Annotated in this window: 23 protein-coding genes; 21 read left to right on the forward strand and 2 right to left on the reverse strand. The window is 36.2% G+C overall.

Annotated elements, in window-relative coordinates:
• Positions 1-95 precede the first annotated feature (95 nt).
• The 19 genes from prfB to DOK78_RS06870 all read left to right on the forward strand — a co-directional run bounded on the left by prfB (position 96) and on the right by DOK78_RS06870 (position 16,295).
• Positions 96-1,206, forward strand: a protein-coding gene (gene prfB, locus DOK78_RS06780) for a peptide chain release factor 2 (protein WP_207941082.1) whose coding sequence is annotated in 2 segments (ribosomal slippage) — positions 96-167 and positions 169-1,206 — 1,110 coding nt in all. Because the reading frame shifts where the segments join, the coding sequence is not laid out codon by codon here.
• Between the two features lie 102 nt (positions 1,207-1,308).
• Positions 1,309-1,995 (forward strand): cell division ATP-binding protein FtsE, encoded by a 687-nt coding sequence (gene ftsE, locus DOK78_RS06785; protein ID WP_207941081.1) that lies wholly within the window; start codon positions 1,309-1,311, stop codon positions 1,993-1,995.
• The gene (gene ftsX / locus DOK78_RS06790; RefSeq protein ID WP_207941080.1) at positions 1,988-2,872 is read left to right on the forward strand and encodes a permease-like cell division protein FtsX; all 885 of its coding nucleotides are present in this window, start codon (positions 1,988-1,990) and stop codon (positions 2,870-2,872) included. The genes ftsE and ftsX overlap by 8 nt, the downstream gene beginning before the upstream one ends.
• Positions 2,873-3,037: 165 nt before the next feature.
• On the forward strand, positions 3,038-3,892 hold the full coding sequence (locus DOK78_RS06795; protein ID WP_207941079.1) for a phosphate ABC transporter substrate-binding protein PstS: 855 nt from the start codon (positions 3,038-3,040) through the stop codon (positions 3,890-3,892).
• A gap of 166 nt (positions 3,893-4,058) precedes the next feature.
• On the forward strand, positions 4,059-4,931 hold the full coding sequence (gene pstC, locus DOK78_RS06800; RefSeq protein ID WP_243430578.1) for a phosphate ABC transporter permease subunit PstC: 873 nt from the start codon (positions 4,059-4,061) through the stop codon (positions 4,929-4,931).
• Entirely contained in the window at positions 4,931-5,815 is an 885-nt protein-coding gene (pstA, locus tag DOK78_RS06805) for a phosphate ABC transporter permease PstA (protein ID WP_207941076.1), read from the forward strand. Before pstC ends, pstA begins: the two co-directional genes overlap by 1 nt.
• Positions 5,816-5,826: 11 nt before the next feature.
• The gene (pstB, locus tag DOK78_RS06810) at positions 5,827-6,630 is read left to right on the forward strand and encodes a phosphate ABC transporter ATP-binding protein PstB (RefSeq protein WP_207941075.1); all 804 of its coding nucleotides are present in this window, start codon (positions 5,827-5,829) and stop codon (positions 6,628-6,630) included.
• A 20-nt stretch (positions 6,631-6,650) separates the two neighbouring features.
• The gene (gene pstB / locus DOK78_RS06815; RefSeq protein ID WP_207941074.1) at positions 6,651-7,409 is read left to right on the forward strand and encodes a phosphate ABC transporter ATP-binding protein PstB; all 759 of its coding nucleotides are present in this window, start codon (positions 6,651-6,653) and stop codon (positions 7,407-7,409) included.
• Positions 7,410-7,462: 53 nt separating this feature from the next.
• Positions 7,463-8,140, forward strand: a complete 678-nt coding sequence (gene phoU, locus DOK78_RS06820) for a phosphate signaling complex protein PhoU (RefSeq protein WP_207941073.1) — start codon at positions 7,463-7,465, stop codon at positions 8,138-8,140.
• Positions 8,141-8,300: 160 nt separating this feature from the next.
• The gene (gene liaX / locus DOK78_RS06825; protein ID WP_207941072.1) at positions 8,301-9,872 is read left to right on the forward strand and encodes a daptomycin-sensing surface protein LiaX; all 1,572 of its coding nucleotides are present in this window, start codon (positions 8,301-8,303) and stop codon (positions 9,870-9,872) included.
• A 76-nt stretch (positions 9,873-9,948) separates the two neighbouring features.
• Positions 9,949-10,266 carry a PspC domain-containing protein gene (locus tag DOK78_RS06830; RefSeq protein ID WP_207941071.1) on the forward strand — a complete coding sequence of 106 codons (318 nt, stop codon included), beginning with the start codon at positions 9,949-9,951 and terminating at the stop codon, positions 10,264-10,266.
• On the forward strand, positions 10,266-10,628 hold the full coding sequence (locus tag DOK78_RS06835) for a phage holin family protein (protein ID WP_207941070.1): 363 nt from the start codon (positions 10,266-10,268) through the stop codon (positions 10,626-10,628). The genes DOK78_RS06830 and DOK78_RS06835 overlap by 1 nt, the downstream gene beginning before the upstream one ends.
• A gap of 155 nt (positions 10,629-10,783) precedes the next feature.
• The gene (gene hprK / locus DOK78_RS06840; protein ID WP_207941069.1) at positions 10,784-11,719 is read left to right on the forward strand and encodes an HPr(Ser) kinase/phosphatase; all 936 of its coding nucleotides are present in this window, start codon (positions 10,784-10,786) and stop codon (positions 11,717-11,719) included.
• A gap of 16 nt (positions 11,720-11,735) precedes the next feature.
• On the forward strand, positions 11,736-12,569 hold the full coding sequence (gene lgt, locus DOK78_RS06845) for a prolipoprotein diacylglyceryl transferase (protein ID WP_207941068.1): 834 nt from the start codon (positions 11,736-11,738) through the stop codon (positions 12,567-12,569).
• A 78-nt stretch (positions 12,570-12,647) separates the two neighbouring features.
• Entirely contained in the window at positions 12,648-13,667 is a 1,020-nt protein-coding gene (locus DOK78_RS06850; protein ID WP_207941067.1) for an NAD(P)H-dependent glycerol-3-phosphate dehydrogenase, read from the forward strand.
• Between the two features lie 22 nt (positions 13,668-13,689).
• Complete coding sequence (gene galU, locus DOK78_RS06855; RefSeq protein ID WP_207941066.1) at positions 13,690-14,619, forward strand: UTP--glucose-1-phosphate uridylyltransferase GalU; 930 nt, start codon at positions 13,690-13,692, stop codon at positions 14,617-14,619.
• A 148-nt stretch (positions 14,620-14,767) separates the two neighbouring features.
• The gene (locus tag DOK78_RS06860) at positions 14,768-15,196 is read left to right on the forward strand and encodes a DUF948 domain-containing protein (RefSeq protein ID WP_207941065.1); all 429 of its coding nucleotides are present in this window, start codon (positions 14,768-14,770) and stop codon (positions 15,194-15,196) included.
• Between the two features lie 14 nt (positions 15,197-15,210).
• Positions 15,211-15,804, forward strand: a complete 594-nt coding sequence (locus DOK78_RS06865) for a YtxH domain-containing protein (protein ID WP_207941064.1) — start codon at positions 15,211-15,213, stop codon at positions 15,802-15,804.
• A gap of 167 nt (positions 15,805-15,971) precedes the next feature.
• Positions 15,972-16,295, forward strand: a complete 324-nt coding sequence (locus DOK78_RS06870) for a hypothetical protein (RefSeq protein WP_207941063.1) — start codon at positions 15,972-15,974, stop codon at positions 16,293-16,295.
• Between the two features lie 60 nt (positions 16,296-16,355).
• On the opposite strand, the gene DOK78_RS06875 is transcribed toward DOK78_RS06870, so the two are convergent.
• A complete protein-coding gene (locus DOK78_RS06875; protein ID WP_207941062.1) occupies positions 16,356-17,459 on the reverse strand; it encodes a M24 family metallopeptidase in 1,104 nt (367 codons plus the stop codon).
• 185 nt (positions 17,460-17,644) lie between these two features.
• Between DOK78_RS06875 and ccpA the strand changes: the two genes are divergently transcribed.
• Complete coding sequence (ccpA, locus tag DOK78_RS06880; protein ID WP_207941061.1) at positions 17,645-18,646, forward strand: catabolite control protein A; 1,002 nt, start codon at positions 17,645-17,647, stop codon at positions 18,644-18,646.
• Between the two features lie 44 nt (positions 18,647-18,690).
• On the opposite strand, the gene DOK78_RS06885 is transcribed toward ccpA, so the two are convergent.
• On the reverse strand, positions 18,691-21,021 hold the full coding sequence (locus DOK78_RS06885) for a transglycosylase domain-containing protein (protein WP_422389693.1): 2,331 nt from the start codon (positions 21,019-21,021) through the stop codon (positions 18,691-18,693).
• 208 nt (positions 21,022-21,229) lie between these two features.
• Between DOK78_RS06885 and tyrS the strand changes: the two genes are divergently transcribed.
• Positions 21,230-22,492 (forward strand): tyrosine--tRNA ligase, encoded by a 1,263-nt coding sequence (tyrS, locus tag DOK78_RS06890; protein WP_207941059.1) that lies wholly within the window; start codon positions 21,230-21,232, stop codon positions 22,490-22,492.
• The last annotated feature ends 22 nt before the right edge of the window (positions 22,493-22,514 follow it).

The raw sequence follows: 22,514 nt of genomic DNA on the forward strand, positions 1-22,514 counted from the left end.
AATAAAGAGACAATTTATTTGTACTCTTCGGGAGGGCTGGTCATATAAATTGTCCAGCCCTTTGATTATCTAAATTTATGAAAGAAGGAAATAAAATGGAAATTGCTGAAATTCGCAATCAATTAGAAGAAATGAATGAAAAAATTACAAGCTTTAGGGGGTCTCTTTGACCTCGAACAATTAGAAGAGGATATCGCAGAGGCAGAGCACCGCATGGCTGAACCAGGTTTTTGGGACAATTCTGAGTCAGCACAGCAAGTCATTAATGAGAATAATGCCAACAAGGAAACTTATGACCAATTTAATCATTTAGCCAATGGCGTGGAAGAATTGGAAGTGATGGTCGAAATGTTACAAGAAGATCCTGACCCAGAAATCGAAGCAGAATTAGTTGCTGGTATTAAAAGTTTACGTGAAGAAATGAATACCTATGAGTTGTCGATGTTGTTAGATGGACCGTATGATCGTAATAACGCTATTTTAGAATTGCATCCTGGAGCTGGCGGTACGGAATCTCAAGACTGGGGGAGTATGTTGCTACGGATGTACACACGCTGGGCGGAACAACATGGTTATCAAGTAGAGGTCTTAGATTATCAAGCTGGGGATGAAGCTGGTATTAAGAGCGTTACGTTGTTGATTAAAGGTCATAACGTATATGGTTACTTGAAATCTGAAAAAGGTGTTCATCGTTTGGTTCGTATTTCACCGTTTGACTCAGCCAAACGACGCCATACGTCATTTTGTTCAGTAGACGTTATGCCTGAATTAGATGCTACGATTGAAGTCGATATCAATTCAGATGATTTGAAAATTGATACGTACCGTGCAAGTGGTGCCGGTGGACAACATATTAATAAAACAGAATCAGCAGTTCGCATTACGCATATCCCTACTGGAACAGTGGTTGCGAGTCAAGCGCAACGTTCACAATTGAAAAACCGTGAACAAGCGATGAGTATGTTACAAGCGAAATTGTATCAATTAGAAGTAGAAAAACAAGAACAAGAAGCCGCTGCTTTGCGTGGCGAACAATTAGAAATTGGTTGGGGGTCACAAATTCGCTCGTATGTTTTCCATCCGTACTCAATGGTAAAAGATCATCGTACAAATTTTGAAACAGGGAACGTACAAGCAGTTATGGATGGAGACTTAGACGGTTTCATTGACGCATATTTAAAGCTTAAATTAAATCAAAACAACTAAAAGTCATTTAAATGAAATAAAAATGTAACTTACTGAAAGCTCGTTGCAATATAGGCATGCTATAATGAGCCAGTATGAATAATAGTGATTGGAGAGATAGCCATGATTGAAATGCAAGATGTAATGAAAAAGTACTCTAATGGTACAACAGCTATCCGTAATCTTTCGGTTTCGATTAATCAAGGTGAATTTGTTTATGTCGTTGGACCATCCGGCGCAGGGAAATCTACCTTTATCAAATTAATGTATCGAGAAGAAAAACCTACAAAAGGTATGTTGAGTGTTGCAGGTTATGAGTTAACAAAAATAAAACGTCGTGATGTACCACTTCTACGTCGTGAAATTGGTGTAGTCTTTCAAGATTATAAGTTGTTGCCAAAGAAAACAGTATATGAAAATGTTGCCTATGCGATGCAAGTAATTGGTCGTAAACCTCGCGAAATAAAAAAACGTGTGATGGAAGTATTAGACCTTGTTGGGTTGAAACATAAAGTCCGTGTTTTCCCAAGTGAACTTTCAGGTGGAGAACAACAACGTGTGTCGATTGCTCGTGCAATTGTAAATACGCCTAAAGTATTGATTGCAGACGAACCAACTGGGAACCTTGATCCTGAGAATTCATGGGAAATCATGAAATTGTTAGAACGAATTAATGGTCAAGGGACGACAATTGTTATGGCGACACATAATAGTACAATTGTAAATACGATTCGTCATCGTGTAATTGCCATTGAAAATGGACGTATTATTCGAGACCAAGTGGAAGGAGAGTACGGCTACGATGATTAGAACTTTTTTTCGACATATTCTAGAAAGTTTAAAGAGTTTACGTCGTAACGGATGGATGACTATTTCTTCCATTAGTGCAGTAACAATTACGCTAACTTTATTAGGCGTGTTCTTAGTTGTTATCATGAATACAGTGAAATTAGCGCAAGATATGGAAGAAAACGTAGATGTGTCTGTCTTTGTTACTTATGGAACAGATGACAAAGGAAAAGAGGAATTAGAGAAACAATTAAACGAAATTCCTCATGTAAAATCAGTAACCTATTCAAGCCAAGATGAAGAACTAGACCGTATCAAAGAATCTTATGGCGATGTTTGGGGATTGTTTGATCAAGATAATCCATTGTTAGACATCTTTGTGGTGAGCGCAACGGAACCTCGTTATGTTAAAGGTATTACAGAAGAAGCTGAAAAAATTACGAAGTATGTGCATAAAGCAAGTTACGGAGAAGATTTGTCTGATCGTATCTTTGGAATTGCCCAAGGAGTTCGTACGTGGGGCTTAATCGGTTCAGCGTTATTATTATTAGTGGCGATGTTCTTAATTTCAAATACGATTCGTATTACGATTTTATCACGTCAACGTGAAATTCAAATTATGCGTTTAGTAGGTGCAAAAAATGGCTATATTCGTTGGCCATTCTTCTTAGAAGGTGGTTGGATTGGATTACTTGGAGCAGCTGTTCCAGTGGCATTGATGTATTTTGGGTATCCCCGATTCTTCAATATTATTAATCCAGTGCTACTACGTTCAAACTATAGTTTATTAGCACCAGGAACATTTACGATTCAAATTTGTGTTTTATTAGCAATCATTGGTATGGTAATTGGTTCACTAGGATCAGTTATCTCAATGAGACGTTTCTTAAAAATTTAATTTTACAAAACTTCAAGTATGACCATTATGGGAAATGCTTGAAGTTTTTTTTTGTAAAAAAAAGAATTACCTCATTTTTATCAATAAGTATTTTCCAAGCTTTTCAGATGATGGTAAAATAGAAATGATTGTAATGTATTTTTATGAAAAAATGAGGGATTACAGATGAAAAAAAGAACATTATTGCTCCCGCTTATCGGGCTATCACTTTTAATGACAGGTTGTGCCAAATGGATTGATCGTGGCGAATCTGTCACAGCAGTAGGATCTTCTGCGTTGCAACCATTAGTTGAAACCGTAGCAGAAGCCTACCAAACAGAGAATCCAGGGAAATTTATCAATGTCCAAGGTGGCGGAAGTGGAACTGGTTTAAGTCAGGTTCAATCTGGTGCAGTTGATATTGGTAATTCAGATTTATTTGCTGAAGAGAAAAAAGGGATTGATGCAGAGGCGCTCGTCGATCATAAAGTTGCTGCTGTAGGAATTACGCCAATTGTTAATAAAGGAATAGGCGTTTCAGATATTTCTTTAGAAAATTTGAAAAAAATCTTTTTAGGTGAAATCACTAACTGGAAAGAAGTTGGTGGTAAAGATCAAGAAATTGTTCTTTTAAACCGTGCAGCAGGAAGTGGCACACGTGGTACTTTCGAAAAATGGGTATTAGATGGTGAGACGGCAAAACGTGCACAAGAACAAGATTCAAGTGGAATGGTACGTCAAATTATTGCCGATACGCCGGGAGCTATCAGTTATGTCGCTTTTTCGTATGTTACAGATGATGTGGCAACTTTATCAATTGATGGGATTGAACCGACCGACGAAAATGTTACCACGAATAATTGGATTATTTGGTCTTATGAGCACATGTATACCAAAGGGGAACCAACAGCACTAACGAAAGAATTCCTAGACTACGTTCTTTCAGAAGAAGTACAAATGAATGTAGTAGGAGAATTAGGATATATTCCAGTTTCTAAAATGGAAGTGGAACGTGATTGGGAAGGAAACATTGTTAAGTAGCTTTACACAAAATTTACAAAGTTCTCTTAATCTTTACAAAACGTTAAACTAAAATTGACGTTGGAACGTTACACTGAGTGAGAGCGAAAATCTTAGTTTTTGAGGAGGAACCCTCGTGGAAGAAAATGTAAAAGAATTGTTAACAAAAAAATCAAAACGCGCCAAGATGGAGCAAAGAGGAAAATTTATTAGCTTCTTATGTATCGCTTTAATTGTTTTGGTCGTGGCATCGATCTTTTATTTTGTAGCAAGTAAAGGATTAGCCACTTTCTTTACTGACAAAATAAATGTGTTTGATTTCTTATTTGGAACAAATTGGAATCCGAGCCAAATTGGACCAGATGGCAAGCCAATGGTAGGCGCATTACCAATGATTGTGGGTTCATTTGTCGTAACCTTTTTATCAGCAATTGTTGCCACCCCATTTGCGATTGGTGCAGCCGTGTTTATGGTAGAAATTTCACCTAAACAAGGACAAAAGATCTTACAACCAGTTATCGAGTTATTAGTTGGAATTCCATCAGTTGTGTATGGGTTTATTGGCTTATCTGTCATTGTACCTTTTGTACGTTCTATTTTTGGTGGTACCGGATTTGGTATTTTAGCCGGAACGTTTGTTTTATTCATTATGATTTTGCCAACTGTGACTACTATGACAGTAGATGCATTGAAAGCTGTTCCTCGTCATTATCGTGAAGCTTCTTTAGCCTTAGGAGCGACTCGTTGGCAAACAATTTATAAAGTTGTTTTACGTGCTGCAGTGCCAGGTATTTTAACAGCAGTCGTATTTGGGATGGCACGTGCTTTTGGTGAAGCATTAGCGATTCAAATGGTTATCGGTAATGCGGCTTTGTTACCAACTAGTTTAGTGACACCTGCTTCAACATTGACATCTATTTTAACAATGGGTATCGGAAATACAATTATGGGTACAGTTGAAAATAACGTGTTGTGGTCATTAGCACTCATCTTATTATTAATGTCATTACTATTTAATATCGTGATTCGTATTATTGGGAAGAAAGGGGCGTTGAAATAATGAACGCAAAACGTGCAGATAAAATCGCTACTGGAATTTTATATGGAATTTCGGGAATTATCGTTTTAATTCTAGCGTCATTATTAGCTTATATCCTTATTCGTGGAGTGCCACATATTTCGTGGGAATTTTTAACACAACCTTCTAAAGCTTACCAAGTTGGGGGCGGAATCGGGATCCAATTATTTAACTCCTTTTACTTGTTATTCATTACAATGCTTATCAGCTTCCCAATTTCTCTAGGTGCAGGTATCTATTTATCTGAATATGCGAAAAAGAACTGGGTAACAGATGTGATTCGTACATCGATTGAAATTCTAAGTTCATTACCATCTGTTGTTGTTGGTTTGTTTGGTTTCTTGATTTTTGTTATTCAATTCGAATATGGATTTTCAATCATTTCAGGAGCTTTGGCATTAACTTTCTTTAACTTACCGTTGCTAACGAGAAATGTTGAAGAGTCATTACGAGCAATTCATTATACACAGCGTGAAGCGGGCCTTGCTTTAGGATTGTCTCGTTGGGAAACCGTCTTACGCGTGGTTGTACCAGAAGCAACACCAGGAATTTTAACTGGGGTTATCTTGAGTTCTGGACGTATTTTTGGAGAGGCGGCGGCTTTAATTTATACAGCTGGACAAAGCGCACCAGCCTTAGATTTCAGCAATTGGAATCCATTAAGTGTTTCAAGTCCGATTAGTATTTTCCGTCAAGCGGAAACATTAGCGGTTCATATCTGGAAAATCAATACGGAAGGAACAATGCCAGACGGTGTGGCTGTATCTGCAGGAGCATCTGCCGTATTAATTATCGCTGTTTTAGCTTTCAACTTCGGCGCACGTGCAGTTGGAAAGAGATTGCATAAGAAAATGACGTCAGCATAAGGAGAATTACCATGAAAGAATATAATTTGGACGAACGTAATATTATTACGATGGAAGGCAAAGAAGTTATTGTGCATACAAATGATTTACATGTATTTTATGGCAATAACGAAGCAATTAAAGGTGTTGATTTAGAATTTGAAAAAAATAAAATCACTGCTTTAATTGGCCCTTCAGGATGCGGAAAATCAACGTATTTACGTTCTTTAAACCGTATGAATGATGGCATTGCAAATACTAGAGTAACAGGCGAAATCATGTATAAAGGCGTAAACGTAAATTCTTCAGAAGTAGATGTCTATGAAATGAGAAAACGTATTGGAATGGTATTCCAACGCCCAAATCCATTCAGCAAATCAATTTACGAAAACATCACGTTTGCGTTAAAACGTCATGGTGAAAAAGATAAAAATAAATTAGATGAAATTGTAGAAACTAGCTTGAAACAAGCAGCTTTATGGGACCAGGTAAAAGATTCGTTGCATAAAAGTGCGCATGCGTTATCAGGTGGACAACAACAACGCCTATGTATCGCTCGAGCAATTGCAATGAAACCTGATATTTTGTTATTAGATGAACCAGCAAGTGCGCTAGATCCAATTTCAACAGGTAAAGTAGAAGAAACATTAATCAATTTAAAAGAGGAATATTCAATTGTTATCGTAACCCACAATATGCAACAAGCGGCGCGTATCAGTGACTATACAGCCTTCTTCTATTTAGGGAATGTTATTGAATATGATGTGACATCAAAAATCTTTACACGTCCGAAAATTCAAGCAACAGAAGATTACGTGTCAGGACACTTTGGTTAGTGGGGAACGGAGGTAAAACAATGGGACAAGAAATTATTTCATCCAAAGATTTACATTTATATTATGGTGAAAAAGAGGCATTAAAAGGGATTGATATGACGATTAATCAAGGCGAGATTACAGCAATGATTGGTCCTTCTGGTTGTGGTAAATCAACCTATTTACGTTGTTTAAACCGTATGAATGATTTAATTCCAAGTGTAACAATCACAGGAAGTGTCGTTTACAAAGGAAAAGATATTTATAGCCCAAAAACGGACACAGTAAACTTACGTAAAGAAATTGGGATGGTATTTCAACAACCTAATCCATTTCCATTTTCAATTTATGAAAATATTATTTATGGTTTGAAATTAAAAGGTGAAACAGATAAGCAAGTATTTGATCAAGTGGTCGAGGAAAGCTTGAAAGCTGCTTCTGTTTGGGATGATGTGAAAGACAAATTACATACAAGTGCGTTAGCTTTGTCAGGTGGACAACAACAACGGGTATGTATTGCACGCGTCTTGGCAGTTAATCCAGAAATTATTTTATTGGATGAACCAACAAGTGCATTGGATCCAATTTCTTCAGGGAAAATTGAAAACACATTATTGGAGTTAAAAGAGAAGTATACAATGATTATGGTTACTCATAATATGTCACAAGCTTCTCGTATCTCTGACAAAACAGCCTTTTTCTTGAACGGCGATTTGATTGAATTTAATGATACAAAGAAAATTTTCTTGAATCCAAGTAAAAAGGAGACAGAAGATTATATTTCTGGTAGATTTGGCTAATAAAATTTGTTTTAATGAAATAAATCATGAAAACGTAAAGGAGAGAAAACCAAATGTTGCGTACACAATTTGAAGAAGACTTATTAAATCTGCATAATCAATTTTATGAGATGGGGATGATGGTAAGTAAAGCGATTCATAAATCGGTTAGCTCGTATGTGAAACACGATAAGGCCTTAGCTAAAGAAGTCATTGAATATGATGAACATATTAATAATCTTGAAATTCTATTAGAGAAAAAAAGTTTTGAGATGATTGCATTACAACAGCCTGTAACAACCGACTTACGTAAAATTATTACTGTAATGAAAGCTAGTTCAGACTTAGAACGTATGGGGGATCATGCAGTATCAATTGCGAAATCAACCATCCGTGTTAAAGGACAAGAACGTATTGCGGAAGTAGAAAAAGATATTTCAGAAATGTCTGATTACGTAAAAAAAATGGTGGATAATATTTTGGTTGCGTATGTAAAAACAGACCAAGCAGATGCAAAAATGATTGCTAAAATGGATCAACGTGTGAATGAATATTATGAAAAAATCTACTATGAAACAATTGCAGCAATGAAAGCTAACCCAGAAACAGTTGTAAGTGGAACCGATTATATCAATGTTGCTCAATATTTAGAACGAATTGGTGACTATGTAACCAATATTTGTGAATGGATTGTTTACTTGGCAACAGGAAAAATCAGCGAATTAAGTTCAAATCGTGATGAATCATTATAACGTGTAAAAAAACAAGGTGAATTTACCTTGTTTTTTTTATTGTTCTTAAGATTGAGTAAAAGTTGGTACTTAAGACCTATGCATTTTATTTCAAAAGAAGGCATAATATGTGTGTAAGGAAAACTTGCATACAATAAATTTGCTTAAGGAGGCAATTTCCATGAACGAAAGAGAACGAATTTTGGATTTAGTAAAAAAAGGTGTACTTTCTACGGAAGAAGCCTTGGATTTGCTAGAAGGAATTGCAAAGGCGAAAGACGAATCACAAATTCAACGAGCTGCCGATGAAGTCACAGCAGAAAAACAAGAAGACAGAAGTCAATTGATTGATGATATAGAAGATTTTGATTTAGAAAAAGATTTATCTAATGGTGAAGACGAGTTGCGTCAAAAAGAAATTGAAGACAAAGCACGTTTAGAACAAATTTTAGATGAATTAGCAACTGAAGCAAATGAAGCATCTGTTGAATTAGATGAAGTCAATGCTGAAATCCAAGGTGTAAACGCAGAATTAAAAGAAGCACGTGAACGCTTGATGGAATTAAATACGAAAGAAGAACTAGGCGAGTTAGGTGAAGACGACTTAACAACACGTCAAGAGCTTGAAGCAGAAGTGAAATCTTTAGAAGAATCACTAGAAACATTAAGAGATGAACGTGCAGGTTTGGAAGAACAATTAAAAAATATTCGTCGTAACCAATGGAATCATAAAAAAGAAAAAATTAGCCAAAAAATAGATATCCCAGAAGACTGGAAAGAACAAGCAACAGATACATTAAACCAAGTAGGTGGCAAAGTAGCTGAAGCAAGTACACATTTAGGTCATTTCTTGAAGAAAACATTCCAAGCTGTTTCTGAAACAGTCGGTGATAATGTGGAATGGAAAGATGTTAATCTACGTGTTCCAGGTGTAGCAACACAAAAATTTGAAAAAACGTTTGAGTTTCCAGAAACACAAGCAAGTATTTTAGATATTAAAGTAGCGAACGGAAATGTTCAGTTTGAAGCATGGGATGAACCTGGTGTAAAAGTTGAAGCGAAAGTTAAACTTTACGGAAAAATGGATGCTGTCTCACCAGAAGCAGCATTTGAAGAACGTAGCCAAATTAATGTGGATGATGAGCATATGTCTTTCCAAATTCCAAACAAACGTGTACGTGCCGATTTAGTTTTCTATTTACCAAAACGTACGTACGATCATGTTTCAATTAAATTATTGAATGGCAATATCTTAATTAATGAATTGGATGTAAAAGATATTTACGCTAAATCTACTAATGGAAATATCGAGATTGAAAAAATCAATGCTTCAATGTTAGAAATTGAAGGAGTCAACGGTAATATCCAAGTAAATGGTGGCGAAATTTTAGATTCAATCATTGAAACAGTCAATGGTAGTGTCACAATGAGTGCGACACCACAAAATATCGGAATTTCTTTAGTCAATGGCGATGTTCGCTTAACACTAAAAGAAGAGACATTACGTCGCCTAAATGCGAATTCAGTCAACGGAAATGTTAAAGTAGCTTTCCCTGAAACATTAGGTTTAGAAGGAACTGCGAAAACAAGTTTAGGTTCAATCAACAGTCGTTTATCAGAATACGAAATTGTTCGTCAAAAGAAAGAACGCATGAATCAACTCTTACAATTCCGTCGTGTAACTGAAAATGTCGCACAAATTGATCTTTCAACAACAACGGGTAATGTTTATTTGAAAGATACCGACAAATAAGAGTAAAATAAAGAGAGGCAGAAGATGTCTGAACGCATCTTCTGCACCTAGTGAGAAATAAAGGATGGTGAAAATCATGAGAAAAAAATTAACAAAATCAAGAGATAATGTTGTATTAACGGGTACATTAGCAGGTCTTGCAGAATATTTGAATATTGATCCAACAATTGTTCGTATTGTGTATGTGTTCTTAGCATTAATGGGCTTTGGCGCACCAGTTTTACTTTATATTGGGATGGCAATTTTAATTCCAGCAGATAATTCTGATCGTCCAAAACGTTATGGCAATGACAATAAATACTATAAAAATAATAACTATCGCAGTAAAGGAACAACTAGCCGTCCTCGCAAAGAAGCTGAAAAAGTAGATGAAGAGGACTGGAGTGATTTCTAGTGACTTATTTCCAACGCTTAATCATTAATATGTTGACGTTTATTTCATTGTCGGTTTTACTACCACAAATGGTACATGTTCAAAGTATTATGATGGCATTATTGGCAAGTTTTGTGCTTTCAATCTTGAACGCTCTGATTAAACCAATTCTCACAATTATTTCTTTTCCCTTAACGTTGTTGACACTTGGTTTTTTCAGTTTTGTAATTAATGCATTGATGCTCCAATTTACTTCTAGTTTTGTTGGTACGCATAATTTTGGTTTTTCCTCATTTGGGGCGGCATTACTAGTAGCAATCATTATGTCCGTGGTGAATATGATTGTAACCGAACACCAGATGGAAAAGTACCAAGCCTCGTAATCCCTTAGATTTTGACGAATCTAAGGGATGTTTTTTTATTTTGAAACATGCACAAAAATATTGGTTTTTTTTGAGAAAATTTTTACTTTGGTAGTAACTTTGTCTATACAATGATAAAATAAAACGGAACCAAGGTTTAGGAAAGAGGGAAAAGTATGACAGAAACCGTAAAGATAAAAGAATTAGCTACGGCTTTAAATTTAGAAATTGTTACTGGTGAAGAAAAAGCGCTTAATCGCGATATCAGAACAGCCGACGTTTCTCGTCCAGGTTTAGAATTAACAGGTTATTTTAATTACTATTCACACGATCGTTTGCAACTATTTGGCAGTAAAGAAGTGACGTTTGCACGTCGAATGATGCCAGAAGAACGTTTGATGGTCATTCGTCGTCTATGTGCGGAAGATACACCAGCTTTGGTTATTTCAAGAGGGCTAGATGTATCTGAAGAAATGGTTCAAGCGTGCAATGAGAAAGACATTCCGATTTTACGTTCCAATATTTCAACTTCACGTTTGTTAGGACAAATGACGAGTTATTTAGATGGTCGTTTAGCAACCAGAACAAATGTCCATGGGGTATTAGTAGATGTCTATGGTTTAGGTGTTTTGATTCAAGGGGATAGTGGTATTGGCAAGAGTGAAACAGCCTTAGAATTAATCAAACGTGGTCATCGTTTGATTGCGGATGACCGTGTAGACATTTATAAACAAGATGATTTGACCTTGATTGGTGAACCACCAAAAATTTTAGAACATTTAATCGAAATCCGTGGTATTGGGATTATCGATGTAATGAATCTATTTGGTGCAAGTGCAGTACGTGGTTCTATGCAAGTCCAATTAGCCGTTTATTTAGAAGCGTGGGCGAAAGATAAAAAATACGATCGCTTAGGTTCTTCCGATGAAGTGGTACATTTGGGCGAAGTGGATATTCCACAAATCAAAATCCCTGTTAAAACTGGACGTAACGTAGCAATTATTATTGAAGTTGCTGCGATGAACTTCCGTGCAAAAACGATGGGATATGATGCAACACAAGCCTTTGAAGATCGTTTAAGTCAATTAATTGAAGAAAATTCAGCTCTGTAGGAAGTGAGGCGTTAATATGGTAGGCACAGTCAATCGTGTCGCTTTTGAATTGTTTGGTATCGCTATTTATTGGTATGCGATTATCATTATTTCAGGTGTGGTCATCGCTATGTGGCTAAGTTCACGTGAAGCGGTTAGAGTAGGGTTGCGTTCAGATGATGTTTCAGATTTTATGCTGGCTGCGTTACCATTATCTTTTATTGGAGCTAGATTGTATTATGTGTTATTTAATTTAGAACCATATATTCAAGAACCTATGCAAATTTTTAATATTCGCTCAGGTGGGTTAGCCATTTACGGTGGTTTGATTGCTGGAGGAATCTGGTTGTATTTTTATTGTCAGCGAAATTTTATTTCCACGTGGAGCTTTTTAGACATTGCAGCACCAAGTGTTATTTTGGCACAAGGGATTGGTCGCTGGGGAAACTTTATGAACCATGAAGCTTTCGGTGGTGAAACCACACGTGGATTTTTAGAAAGCTTACATTTACCGACATTTATCATTGATAATATGTATATCGATGGTGCATATCGTCAACCAACGTTTTTATATGAATCAACTTGGAACGTCATCGGTTTTATTGTATTGATTTTCTTACGTAAAAAAACCGGCTTATTAAAACAAGGTGAAGTCTTTTTAAGTTATATTATTTGGTATAGTTTTGGAAGAATGTTTATTGAAGGAATGCGTACGGATAGTCTGTATCTATTTGGCCCAATTCGTGTGTCACAATTGTTGTCATTTATTTTATTTGTTGGCGGTATCGCTGTTTTTATCTGGCGTCGTAAAAAAGTAAGTAACTTAAAGGATTACAACCGTTCTCGTGGCGAAAATGAGTACTTAATCTAAAGGACAAAATTATTGAAATATGATAGACTTTAGAAAGTACAAAAGAAAATTTTGTTATAAATAGAGGAGGTTTCCATTGTGAAACAGAAAATTGCAGTCTTAGGACCCGGTTCTTGGGGAACTGCTCTTGCTCAAGTATTGGCTGAAAACGGTCATGATGTATCCATGTGGGGGCATAACCCAGCTCAAATTGATGAAATTAACACCTATCATACGAATAGACATTACTTACCAAACATTAAAATTCCAGAAAGCATTGTCGGATATAAAGACTTAAGAGAAGCGATTACAGGTGTGGATGCAATTCTATTTGTTGTACCCACTAAAGCTGTTCGTAGCGTTGCCCAAGAAGTAACGGAATATATCGAAGGTAACCCTTATATTATCCATGCGTCAAAGGGTTTGGAACAAGGTTCTCACAAACGGATTTCTGAAATTCTAACAGAAGAAATTCCAGCAGAAAAACGCAAAGAAATTATTGTATTATCTGGACCGAGCCATGCAGAAGAAGTGGCAGTTCACGATATTACGACTATCACAGCCGCCAGTGAAGTAGAAGCAGCTGCGAAATATGTGCAGGATCTATTTATGAATGATTATTTCCGTATTTATACTAATCATGATGTAATCGGCGTGGAAACAGGTGCCGCGTTAAAAAATATCATTGCAATTGGTGCGGGAGCTATTGCCGGATTAGGCTTTGGGGATGATGCAAAAGCGGCGATTATGACACGTGGTTTAGCTGAAATTAGCCGTTTAGGGGTAGCGATGGGTGCTGACCCATTGACGTTCATTGGGTTAAGTGGTGTGGGTGACTTAATCGTTACTTGTACAAGCGTACATTCACGTAACTGGCGTGCTGGTAACCTATTAGGTAAAGGTAAAAATTTAGATGAAATCCTAGATAATATGGGGATGATTGTTGAAGGTGTTGCAACGACCAAAGCTGCAATGGAATTAGCTGAAAGTCTAAATGTTGATATGCCAATTACCGCAACGATTTATAGTGTATTGTATGAAGGAAAAGATATTCAGCAAGCAGCTAGAGACATTATGTTACGAGACGGAAAAGTAGAAAATGAATTCTCACAAAAATAGTTGCATGGAGGAGAACAACGTGATGAGAGTAAAAAAAGCAGTAATTCCTGCAGCAGGTTTAGGAACTCGTTTCTTACCTGCAACTAAAGCGATGGCAAAAGAAATGTTACCAATTGTTGACAAACCAACGATTCAATTTATTGTTGAAGAAGCATTAAAATCAGGCATCGAAGATATTTTGATTGTTACTGGAAAAGCGAAACGTCCAATTGAAGACCATTTTGATGCGAATTTAGAATTAGAAATGAATCTAAAAGAAAAAGGCAAAGATGAATTATTGAAATTAGTCGAAGAAACAACGGATGTTAATTTACATTTTATTCGTCAATCTCATCCAAGAGGTCTTGGGCATGCAGTCTTACAAGCGAAAGCTTTTGTGGGAAATGAACCGTTTGTTGTGATGTTAGGGGATGATTTAATGGAAGATACTGTGCCATTAAGCAGACAGCTAATTAACGATTATGAGCGTACGCATGCGTCTACAATTGCTGTAATGGATGTTCCACATGAAGAAACATTCAAATACGGGATTATTGATCCAGGTGATCAAGTGGAAGATGGTCTTTATAATGTGAAAAATTTTGTTGAAAAACCATCACCAGAAGAAGCACCAAGTGATTTAGCGATTATCGGTCGTTATCTGTTAACACCGGAGATTTTTGATATTTTAGAAAATCAAAAACCTGGTGCAGGAGACGAAATTCAATTAACCGATGCAATTGATACGTTAAATCAAACGCAACGTGTTTTTGCCAGAGAGTTTAAAGGAAAACGATACGATGTTGGCGATAAATTTGGTTTCTTAAAAACGAGTATTGAATATGGCTTAGTTCATCCAGAAGTTAAAGATAACTTAGAAGAGTTTTTAATTGAAATTGGTCAAGAACTAGCTGCAAAAAGACAACCAGTTATAAAAGAAGTTCCTGAAGAAATAATTGAAACCGAAGAATAAGATGAAAAGAGCCTTTTAGCTATTCAGTGAAAAAGGTTCTTTTTCTTTAAAAAAATTCCCCAAGTGGTATCGCTTTTATTTGTATAATAAATTTTGAAATGATATGCTTATTAGTGTAAGAACTAGAAAGTTTGAAGGGAGTTTTGTTATGACTGCTGGGGGAATCGCAGGATTGATTGCAGCTATTGCTTTTGCAGTGCTTGTTTTATTCCTTGTTCGTGTATTAATTAAAGTGGATAAAACGGTCTCATCTGTGCAAACAACTATTTCAGAAGCCAATAACACAATCAAAGTAGTGACTAGAGATGTGGACATTCTTTCAAGAGAAGTGGAAGGATTACTGGTCAAAAGTAATGAATTGCTACAAGACGTGAATCAAAAAGTAGCAACTATCGATCCATTATTTACAGCGGTGGCGGACTTAAGTACTAGCGTATCAGAATTAAATTATTCTGGACGAAATTTAGTTTCTCGTTTAGGAACTTTAGGTCGTACAACAGCTCAAGCAACAATTGCTGGTAAAGTTGGACAAACAGCAATGAAATTTTTTAACAAAAATAAAGAAACGGAAGAATAATCGGAGGGAACCAGATGAGTAAAAAAGGCGGATTTTTATTAGGTGCCGTTATTGGTGGTACAGCTGCAGCAGTAACAGCATTATTATTAGCTCCTGAATCAGGAAAAGTATTACGTGATAAATTAGGGAAACAAATTGATGATTTATTAGATGCTGCTTCTGATTATACAGATATCGCGAAAGAAAAAGGCGAAGATTTAACAGATTTAGCGAAAGAAAAAGCGAGTGAATTTGGACAACAAGCAGAGGATTTAGCACAATCTTTAAAAGGAAAAGTAGTAGATTCTTATGAAGAGTTTGAAGATGAGTCTTCAGATTTTGTTGATGATGTTCAAGATCAAGCAAGTGAATTTGCCAATCGTTTCAAGAAAACAGCAAACGAGGTAGCTGAAGAAGCTTCTGAGGTTGCCGATGATATTATTATCGACGTACAAGATACTGCAGAAGAGGTGCAAGAGACAGCTGCTGAGGGCGTTGATGAAGCAAAAGAAATCGTTTCAGATGCTAAAGAAGAAGCAGAAGAAACGACAGCCATTGCAAAAGACGATTTTGAAGAATCTGTTGAAGAATTAAAAGAAAAAATTGAAGAAAACAATCCAGAAGCATAAAAAGAAGCTTTGACATAAGCCTCTTTATCGTAAAATATTCGAACTGTATAGAGAGTGTTCCTGCATTTTAGTAGGTCCTCAGCGCCAATTTGTTAGAATTAGCGTCTCTCATTTATATAGTTCGGATATTTTTTATGTCATGGTCCTTGTTTGAAGGGAAAATAAAGATGAAAATTAAACGAAGTCAAACATGTCATAACTCGCCTAAAAATCAATTTATTGAAGAGTTTTCGTTAGCTTTATTGCAACAAAATACTCAAGCACTTGCTGTTACTAAAGATTGGCAATTAATCATTGTTGGTGGTAAGCAAATTCCGCCACAAATCGAAGCTATCACGATTATTGCAAGTATTAGTCATGGAAGATACGGTTCTTGTATGGGTGAAGTAACAGTTGATGATGAATTGTATCATTTTGCAATTCATTATGAATTTCTTTCTACAACGAAACAAATAATTCATCAAGCAAAACTATTGTTTGTAAAGGAATAAAAATATGATTTAAAAAACTATCCGTAGCATCTATATATGATGTTTCGGATAGTTTTGTTTTTAATTTATAATAAGTAGTTCTTTGGGTGTTTTGGTAAATGGTTGACAACCATCTTTCGTAACGTATACACAATCTTCAATCCGTACACCTACTTGATTTGGTAAGTAGATCCCTGGTTCAATTGAGAAACACATACCTTCTTCAATGATTAAATCATTTCCTGCTACAATAGAAGGATATTCATGGATGGATGTCCCAATGCCATGACCTAATCGGTGATTAAATGCTTCTCCGTATCCATAATCCGTAATGATGTCGCGGGCAATTTTGTCTAATTGGCTCGCAGTCATACCAGGTTTAACAGCAGCTTGTGCGGCTAGTTGAGCTTCTAAAACAATTGCATGAATTTTTTCTTGAAAAGCAGTCGGTTCTTTATACGCAACTGTACGTGTTGCGTCGCTGCAATAACCTTTCCAAACAACTCCTAAATCAAATAAGACTAATTCATTGGCTTTTACAGGTGTTTGATTAGGCGCGCCATGCGGATTGGCTGCGTGCGGACCAACTAAAACGGTTGTGTCAAAGGACATATGAGAGACTCCTTTACGTTTTAATTGGTATTCAATTTCTGCAGCAATTTCTTCTTCTGTTACACCATCTTTAATTGCTGAAAAACCAATTTCAAACGCAACATCTGCCCAATTACCTGCTTCAAGTAAAGTTTCAATTTCTGAAGGAGTTTTGCGCAATTGCATTTGTTGAATGACGGCAGTTAAATCCTTTGAAAAGTCGGTTGTTGGAAAATAACTTGCAAGCTGTTCAAAGCGATCCAAAGTAAACGCTGATTTTTCAATAGCTAGTTGTTGCGGTTTACCATAACGTGTGGTTAATTCTTCCGCAATGATTTGCCAAGGATTTTGGGTATCTAAATAACCGACAACATCGTAAGGCCAGCTGCTTTGACGAGCAGTGTCGGCTTCTAAAGCTGGTGTAAATAAAAAGGGATCATGAGTTGGCGAGAAGAAAAGCGCCAAAACTCTTTCATGTGGGTCACTAGTAAAACCAGATAAATACGAAATAGAATTAGGATTCGTGATATAAGCAACATCCACATTTTCTTTTGCCATCCAGCGGGATAATTCGTTCACTTTTTCTTGATTCATAATGTACCTTCTTTCTTTAACAATTCTTTACTTATTGTACCACTATTCTGTCAAAATGATGTCAGTAAAATTATTTTCATGAAAATGAAACTAAAACGGTTGCAAATGTGAAAGAAATTTGCTATTCTATCTAAGAAATGTAAACAAGGTTTTCAGAAAATGAAAGTTGATAGGAGAAAAACAATATGGAGAAACAAACGATTACTATTTATGATGTTGCTCGTGAAGCCAATGTATCCATGGCTACCGTCTCTCGTGTCGTTAACGGAAATCCCAATGTCAAACCAGCCACTCGTAAAAAGGTACTTGAAGTCATTGATCGTCTTGATTACCGTCCAAACGCAGTTGCTCGTGGATTAGCTAGCAAAAAAACAACAACAGTAGGAGTGATTATTCCTGATGTAAGTAATATGTTTTTTGCTTCTTTAGCACGTGGGATTGACGATGTTGCAACAATGTACAAATATAACATCATTTTGGCAAATTCAGATGGCGATAGCTTGAAGGAAGTCAATGTATTAAATAATTTATTAGCGAAGCAAGTAGATGGTGTCATCTTTATGGGACATCGTATTACTGATGAAGTTCGTGGTGAATTTTCACGCTCAAAAACACCAGTGGTTTTAGCTGGTTCAATCGATCCAGATGAACAAGTAGGTAGTGTAAACATTGATTATACTGCAGCAACTAAAGATGCCGTTAGCCTACTAGCTAAAAACGGCAATGAAAAAATTGCTTTTGTAAGTGGCGCATTAATTGATCCGATTAACGGACAAAATCGCTTAAACGGCTACAAAGAAGCATTAAAAGAAAGTAATTTGGAATACAATGAAGGCTTGATTTTTGAAGCACCGTATTCTTTTAAAGATGGTCTAGCAATTGTGGATCGTTTATTAAACAGTGGCGCAACTGCGGCATATGTAACTGACGATGAATTAGCGATTGGTATTTTAGATGGATTATATGACCGTGGAGTAAAAGTACCAGAAGATTTCGAAATTTTAACAAGCAACAACTCACTATTAACAGATGTTGCTCGTCCTCGTTTATCTAGCGTGAGCCAACCACTTTATGATATCGGTGCAGTTGCCATGCGTTTATTAACAAAAATGATGAACAAAGAAGAGATTGAACAAAAAACAATTGTTTTACCTTATAACATTTTAGAAAAAGGTTCAACTAAATAATCAAAAAAAGCTCGTCAACCTAAATTGGTTGACGAGCTTTTTGCTTAACGTCTGCGGGTGTTTGTTTGTGTTCTTGGAATAGCTGTTTTCCAATAATCGACATAGTTGGCATCAGTTCCACCAATTCCAAAACGTAAGCTAACTTTAGATGGACCACCTTTAGCCCAATAAGAAGTAACTGTATTACTTGGAATATTAAACGTCGTATTATTAACAGTCATCCGTCCACCAGGTTTTGCACCAGTGAAATCAGAAACTTTGTATTCTTTCACACTCTTGTCTAATTTAAACTCTTTATTGACACCAATCACATCAGGATTTGCTTGATAAATAGAATTAGCTAGATAAGCCATGTATTGAGCTGTTCGTTGCCCAGCATTTGAATCGGTTGGTTGACTATCGTCACGACCAGCCCAACTACTTAAAGTAATGTTAGGGGTCGAAACAACTAACCAAGAATCGACATATTCATCGGTCGTTCCTGTTTTACCAACCCAATCTGCATTTCCTAAATTCCAATTGATGTTATTGACGTTTGATAAGAAATTCGTCGTCACACCTTCTTCAACCACGCTACGCATCATGTCATTCATAATAGATGCTGTTGCTTTGGAATAAACTTGTACAGGATTTGCTTCATGTTTATAATACTCTTTACCTTGTGAATCTGTAATTGATTCAATCAGATAGCCTTCTTGATAGACGCCACCATTAGCTAAGGTTTGGAAACCATTTGTTTGTTCTAACGTTGTGACTTCAGGTACCCCTAGAGGTGCTGATTCATATTCCCAAGTATCGGTAGCTGGATAGTTCATTTTATTCAAATACGTATCGTATACAGCTTTGGTTGAGCCCATATCTTCTAATGTTTTTTGATAAATATGATAGGCTGGAATATTGTTCGAATGAATCAGTGATTCACGGATTGTTTGGAATGTACTTGAACCAGAATTGGTTGCATTCACAATTTTTTTGCCTTTATCCTCACCAGCTTTCCAAGTGGTTGGATAGTCAGAAACGCGTGACTCACTACCTATAATACCTTGATCAATTGCTGGGGCATAAACTAAGACAGGTTTGATTGCTGAACCAGCTTGCCGTGTAGAACTAAAGGCATGGTTATATTGTGAAGTTTCATAATCACGACCCCCAACAAATCCAAGAATTTTTCCAGTAGAATTTTCCATTAATACATTTCCGACTTCAACTGAGGACTCATTGTCTAACATGTATCCATAATTGGTAACAGCATCTTGCATGGCTTGATAGATATTTTTATCAACAGTGGAGTGGATTGTATAACCACCATTTGCAATTTTTGTTTGTGCTCGATACAAGTAGTTTTGGTAAACATCTTCTTTTGCAAACTCTTCGTTGCTTACTTCATCTTCTGTTGCAAGTTTTTTGGCAACAATTTTATACGCATCATTCATTACGGCATCGTATAAGAATTCATGACTTTCTTGATTTGCAGTTTCTTTCGGTTTGAAGTCAGCCACCAAATCATACGCAATGGCATCTTCATATTCTTTTTTCGAGATGTCATGATTGCGATACATACTGAACAATACGAAATCTTTTCGTTGTAAACCAGCGTCAAAGTTTTCTTTTAATTCACCAGTATTTGTGTATGGACTATAAACAATAGGACTCTGTGGTAAACCAGCGATAAACGCAGCTTGTGGCAAACTAAGCTCACTTGCATTTACACCAAAGATTCCTTTAGCTGCTTCTTGCACACCAGCAATATTTTGCCCTAAGTTGTTACGCCCAAATGGCGAGACATTTAAATAAAGTGCGACAATTTCATCTTTTGAATAATTTTTCTCAACTTCCATGGCTAACAACATTTCGTTTGCTTTACGTTTAAAAGTTGTTTCGTCAGTTAAAATTTGCTGTTTAACTAATTGTTGCGTTAACGTTGAACCACCGCTGCTCCCGATACCTGTTACTTCTGAAATTAAGGCACGTAAGACTGCTTTTGGCACAATCCCTTTATGTTCGTAGAAGTATTCATCTTCCGTTGCTACAACGGCTGTTTTTACCAAATCAGATATTTGATCTGCTGGTACGGTTGTACGCATCAAATCGGCACGAATTGTCGCAATCGTACTATTGTCCGCATACACCACCTTGGATGTCTCTGTAATATCGCCTAAATCTTGTTGCAGTTCAGTTTTTGTAGGAGCTTTTGTATCCCCAACGAGATAGGCAAAATAGCCCATTCCGATACCTAATCCTAATGAACCACCCAGAACAAGTAAGGAAATCCCTACTAGGAGTAATGATTGTATGACCCTTAAGGAAATATTAAAATAGAACCATCCAGAGGAACGTTTAGAACGTGTAATAAATTTTTTTGCTTTTTTTTCCAGTTCGGACAAAATAGCCACCTCAATTTTTAATTTGATTCTGCTTGATTATAGCAAAAAAAGCTTCGATTGAATAGATTACCGATTCTTTAAGTGAAAAAACTAAGAAAAAAATAAAAGAAGTACCATTTATTTTTAGCTTACTTCTTTTCTTTGGCATGATTTTCAGTTAATATGAACAATGAGTATTTCATTGAGGAGGAACAATAATATGAGTTCAGACTTTTTTCAAGAACTAAAAAATCGTGGTTTAGTTCACCAAGCAACAGACGAAGCAGCCTTAGAAAAACAATTAAATGAAGAGTCTGTTAAATTATATGTCGGGTTTGACCCAACAGCCGATAGTTTACATATCGGTCACTTATTGCCAATTTTAATGTTACGTCGTTTCCAACAAAATGGACATGTGCCGATTGCATTAGTTGGTGGGGGAACAGGAATGATTGGTGATCCATCATTTAAAGATCAAGAACGTCAACTAAATACTTTAGATACAGTTCAAAATTGGTCACAAAGTATTAAAAATCAATTGTCACGTTTTATTGATTTTGAAAATGCAGAGAATCCTGCAATTATTGCGAATAATTACGACTGGTTAGGCAAGATTTCGTTAATCGATTTTTTACGTGATGTTGGTAAAAACTTTACGATTAATTACATGATGAGTAAAGAGAGTGTAAAACGCCGGATTGAAACAGGGATTTCATATACAGAATTTGCTTACCAATTATTGCAAGCATACGATTTCTTGAAATTATACGAAAACCATGGTTGTTTATTACAATTGGGTGGTAGCGACCAATGGGGCAATATCACTTCTGGTATCGAGTTATTACGTCGTGAAAAAGAAGTCCAAGGTTTTGGTTTAACAATGCCATTAATTACCAAAGCAGATGGTACAAAATTTGGTAAAACCGAAGGAAATGCGGTTTGGTTAGATGCTGAAAAAACTACGCCTTATGAATTCTACCAATTTTGGATTAACACGGATGACCGTGATGCCATTAAATTCTTGAAATATTTCACATTCTTATCATTGGATGAAATTGCTACTATTGAAGAAGAATTTAAACAAGCTCCTGAAACACGTGTGGCACAAAAAGCGTTAGCGAAAGAAGTAACTACTTTGGTTCATGGCGAAACAGCTTATGAACAAGCAGTTCGTATCTCTCAAGCGTTATTTAGTGGAGACATTAAAGGTTTGTCAGGAGAAGAAATTAAACAAGGTTTCAAAGGTGTCCCAACTTATGAAGTACAAGCAGATGATAATTTGAATTTAATTGAATTGTTAATTACTGCCAAAATTGAACCTTCAAAACGTCAAGCACGTGAAGATGTCCAAAATGGTGCTATTTACATTAATGGTGATCGTGTGCAAGATTTAGCATATGAAATTAGTGATGCTGATAAAATGGATGGACACTTTACCGTTGTTCGCCGTGGGAAGAAAAAATACTTCTTACTAAAATTCTAACTTAAATAAAAAATCAAAAGAG

Origin of the sequence: Enterococcus sp. DIV2402 (assembly GCF_017426705.2) — a bacterium.
Taxonomy (GTDB): Bacteria; Bacillota; Bacilli; order Lactobacillales; family Enterococcaceae; genus Enterococcus_F; species Enterococcus_F lowellii.

Coding starts and splice junctions, on each gene's coding strand:
- ftsE (WP_207941081.1), top strand. CDS start 1,309: ATGATTGAAATGCAAGATGTAATGAAAAAGTACTCTAATGGTACAACA.
- ftsX (WP_207941080.1), top strand. CDS start 1,988: ATGATTAGAACTTTTTTTCGACATATTCTAGAAAGTTTAAAGAGTTTA.
- DOK78_RS06795 (WP_207941079.1), top strand. CDS start 3,038: ATGAAAAAAAGAACATTATTGCTCCCGCTTATCGGGCTATCACTTTTA.
- pstC (WP_243430578.1), top strand. CDS start 4,059: ATGGAGCAAAGAGGAAAATTTATTAGCTTCTTATGTATCGCTTTAATT.
- pstA (WP_207941076.1), top strand. CDS start 4,931: ATGAACGCAAAACGTGCAGATAAAATCGCTACTGGAATTTTATATGGA.
- pstB (WP_207941075.1), top strand. CDS start 5,827: ATGAAAGAATATAATTTGGACGAACGTAATATTATTACGATGGAAGGC.
- pstB (WP_207941074.1), top strand. CDS start 6,651: ATGGGACAAGAAATTATTTCATCCAAAGATTTACATTTATATTATGGT.
- phoU (WP_207941073.1), top strand. CDS start 7,463: ATGTTGCGTACACAATTTGAAGAAGACTTATTAAATCTGCATAATCAA.
- liaX (WP_207941072.1), top strand. CDS start 8,301: ATGAACGAAAGAGAACGAATTTTGGATTTAGTAAAAAAAGGTGTACTT.
- DOK78_RS06830 (WP_207941071.1), top strand. CDS start 9,949: ATGAGAAAAAAATTAACAAAATCAAGAGATAATGTTGTATTAACGGGT.
- hprK (WP_207941069.1), top strand. CDS start 10,784: ATGACAGAAACCGTAAAGATAAAAGAATTAGCTACGGCTTTAAATTTA.
- lgt (WP_207941068.1), top strand. CDS start 11,736: ATGGTAGGCACAGTCAATCGTGTCGCTTTTGAATTGTTTGGTATCGCT.
- galU (WP_207941066.1), top strand. CDS start 13,690: ATGAGAGTAAAAAAAGCAGTAATTCCTGCAGCAGGTTTAGGAACTCGT.
- DOK78_RS06860 (WP_207941065.1), top strand. CDS start 14,768: ATGACTGCTGGGGGAATCGCAGGATTGATTGCAGCTATTGCTTTTGCA.
- DOK78_RS06865 (WP_207941064.1), top strand. CDS start 15,211: ATGAGTAAAAAAGGCGGATTTTTATTAGGTGCCGTTATTGGTGGTACA.
- DOK78_RS06870 (WP_207941063.1), top strand. CDS start 15,972: ATGAAAATTAAACGAAGTCAAACATGTCATAACTCGCCTAAAAATCAA.
- DOK78_RS06875 (WP_207941062.1), bottom strand. CDS start 17,459: ATGAATCAAGAAAAAGTGAACGAATTATCCCGCTGGATGGCAAAAGAA.
- ccpA (WP_207941061.1), top strand. CDS start 17,645: ATGGAGAAACAAACGATTACTATTTATGATGTTGCTCGTGAAGCCAAT.
- tyrS (WP_207941059.1), top strand. CDS start 21,230: ATGAGTTCAGACTTTTTTCAAGAACTAAAAAATCGTGGTTTAGTTCAC.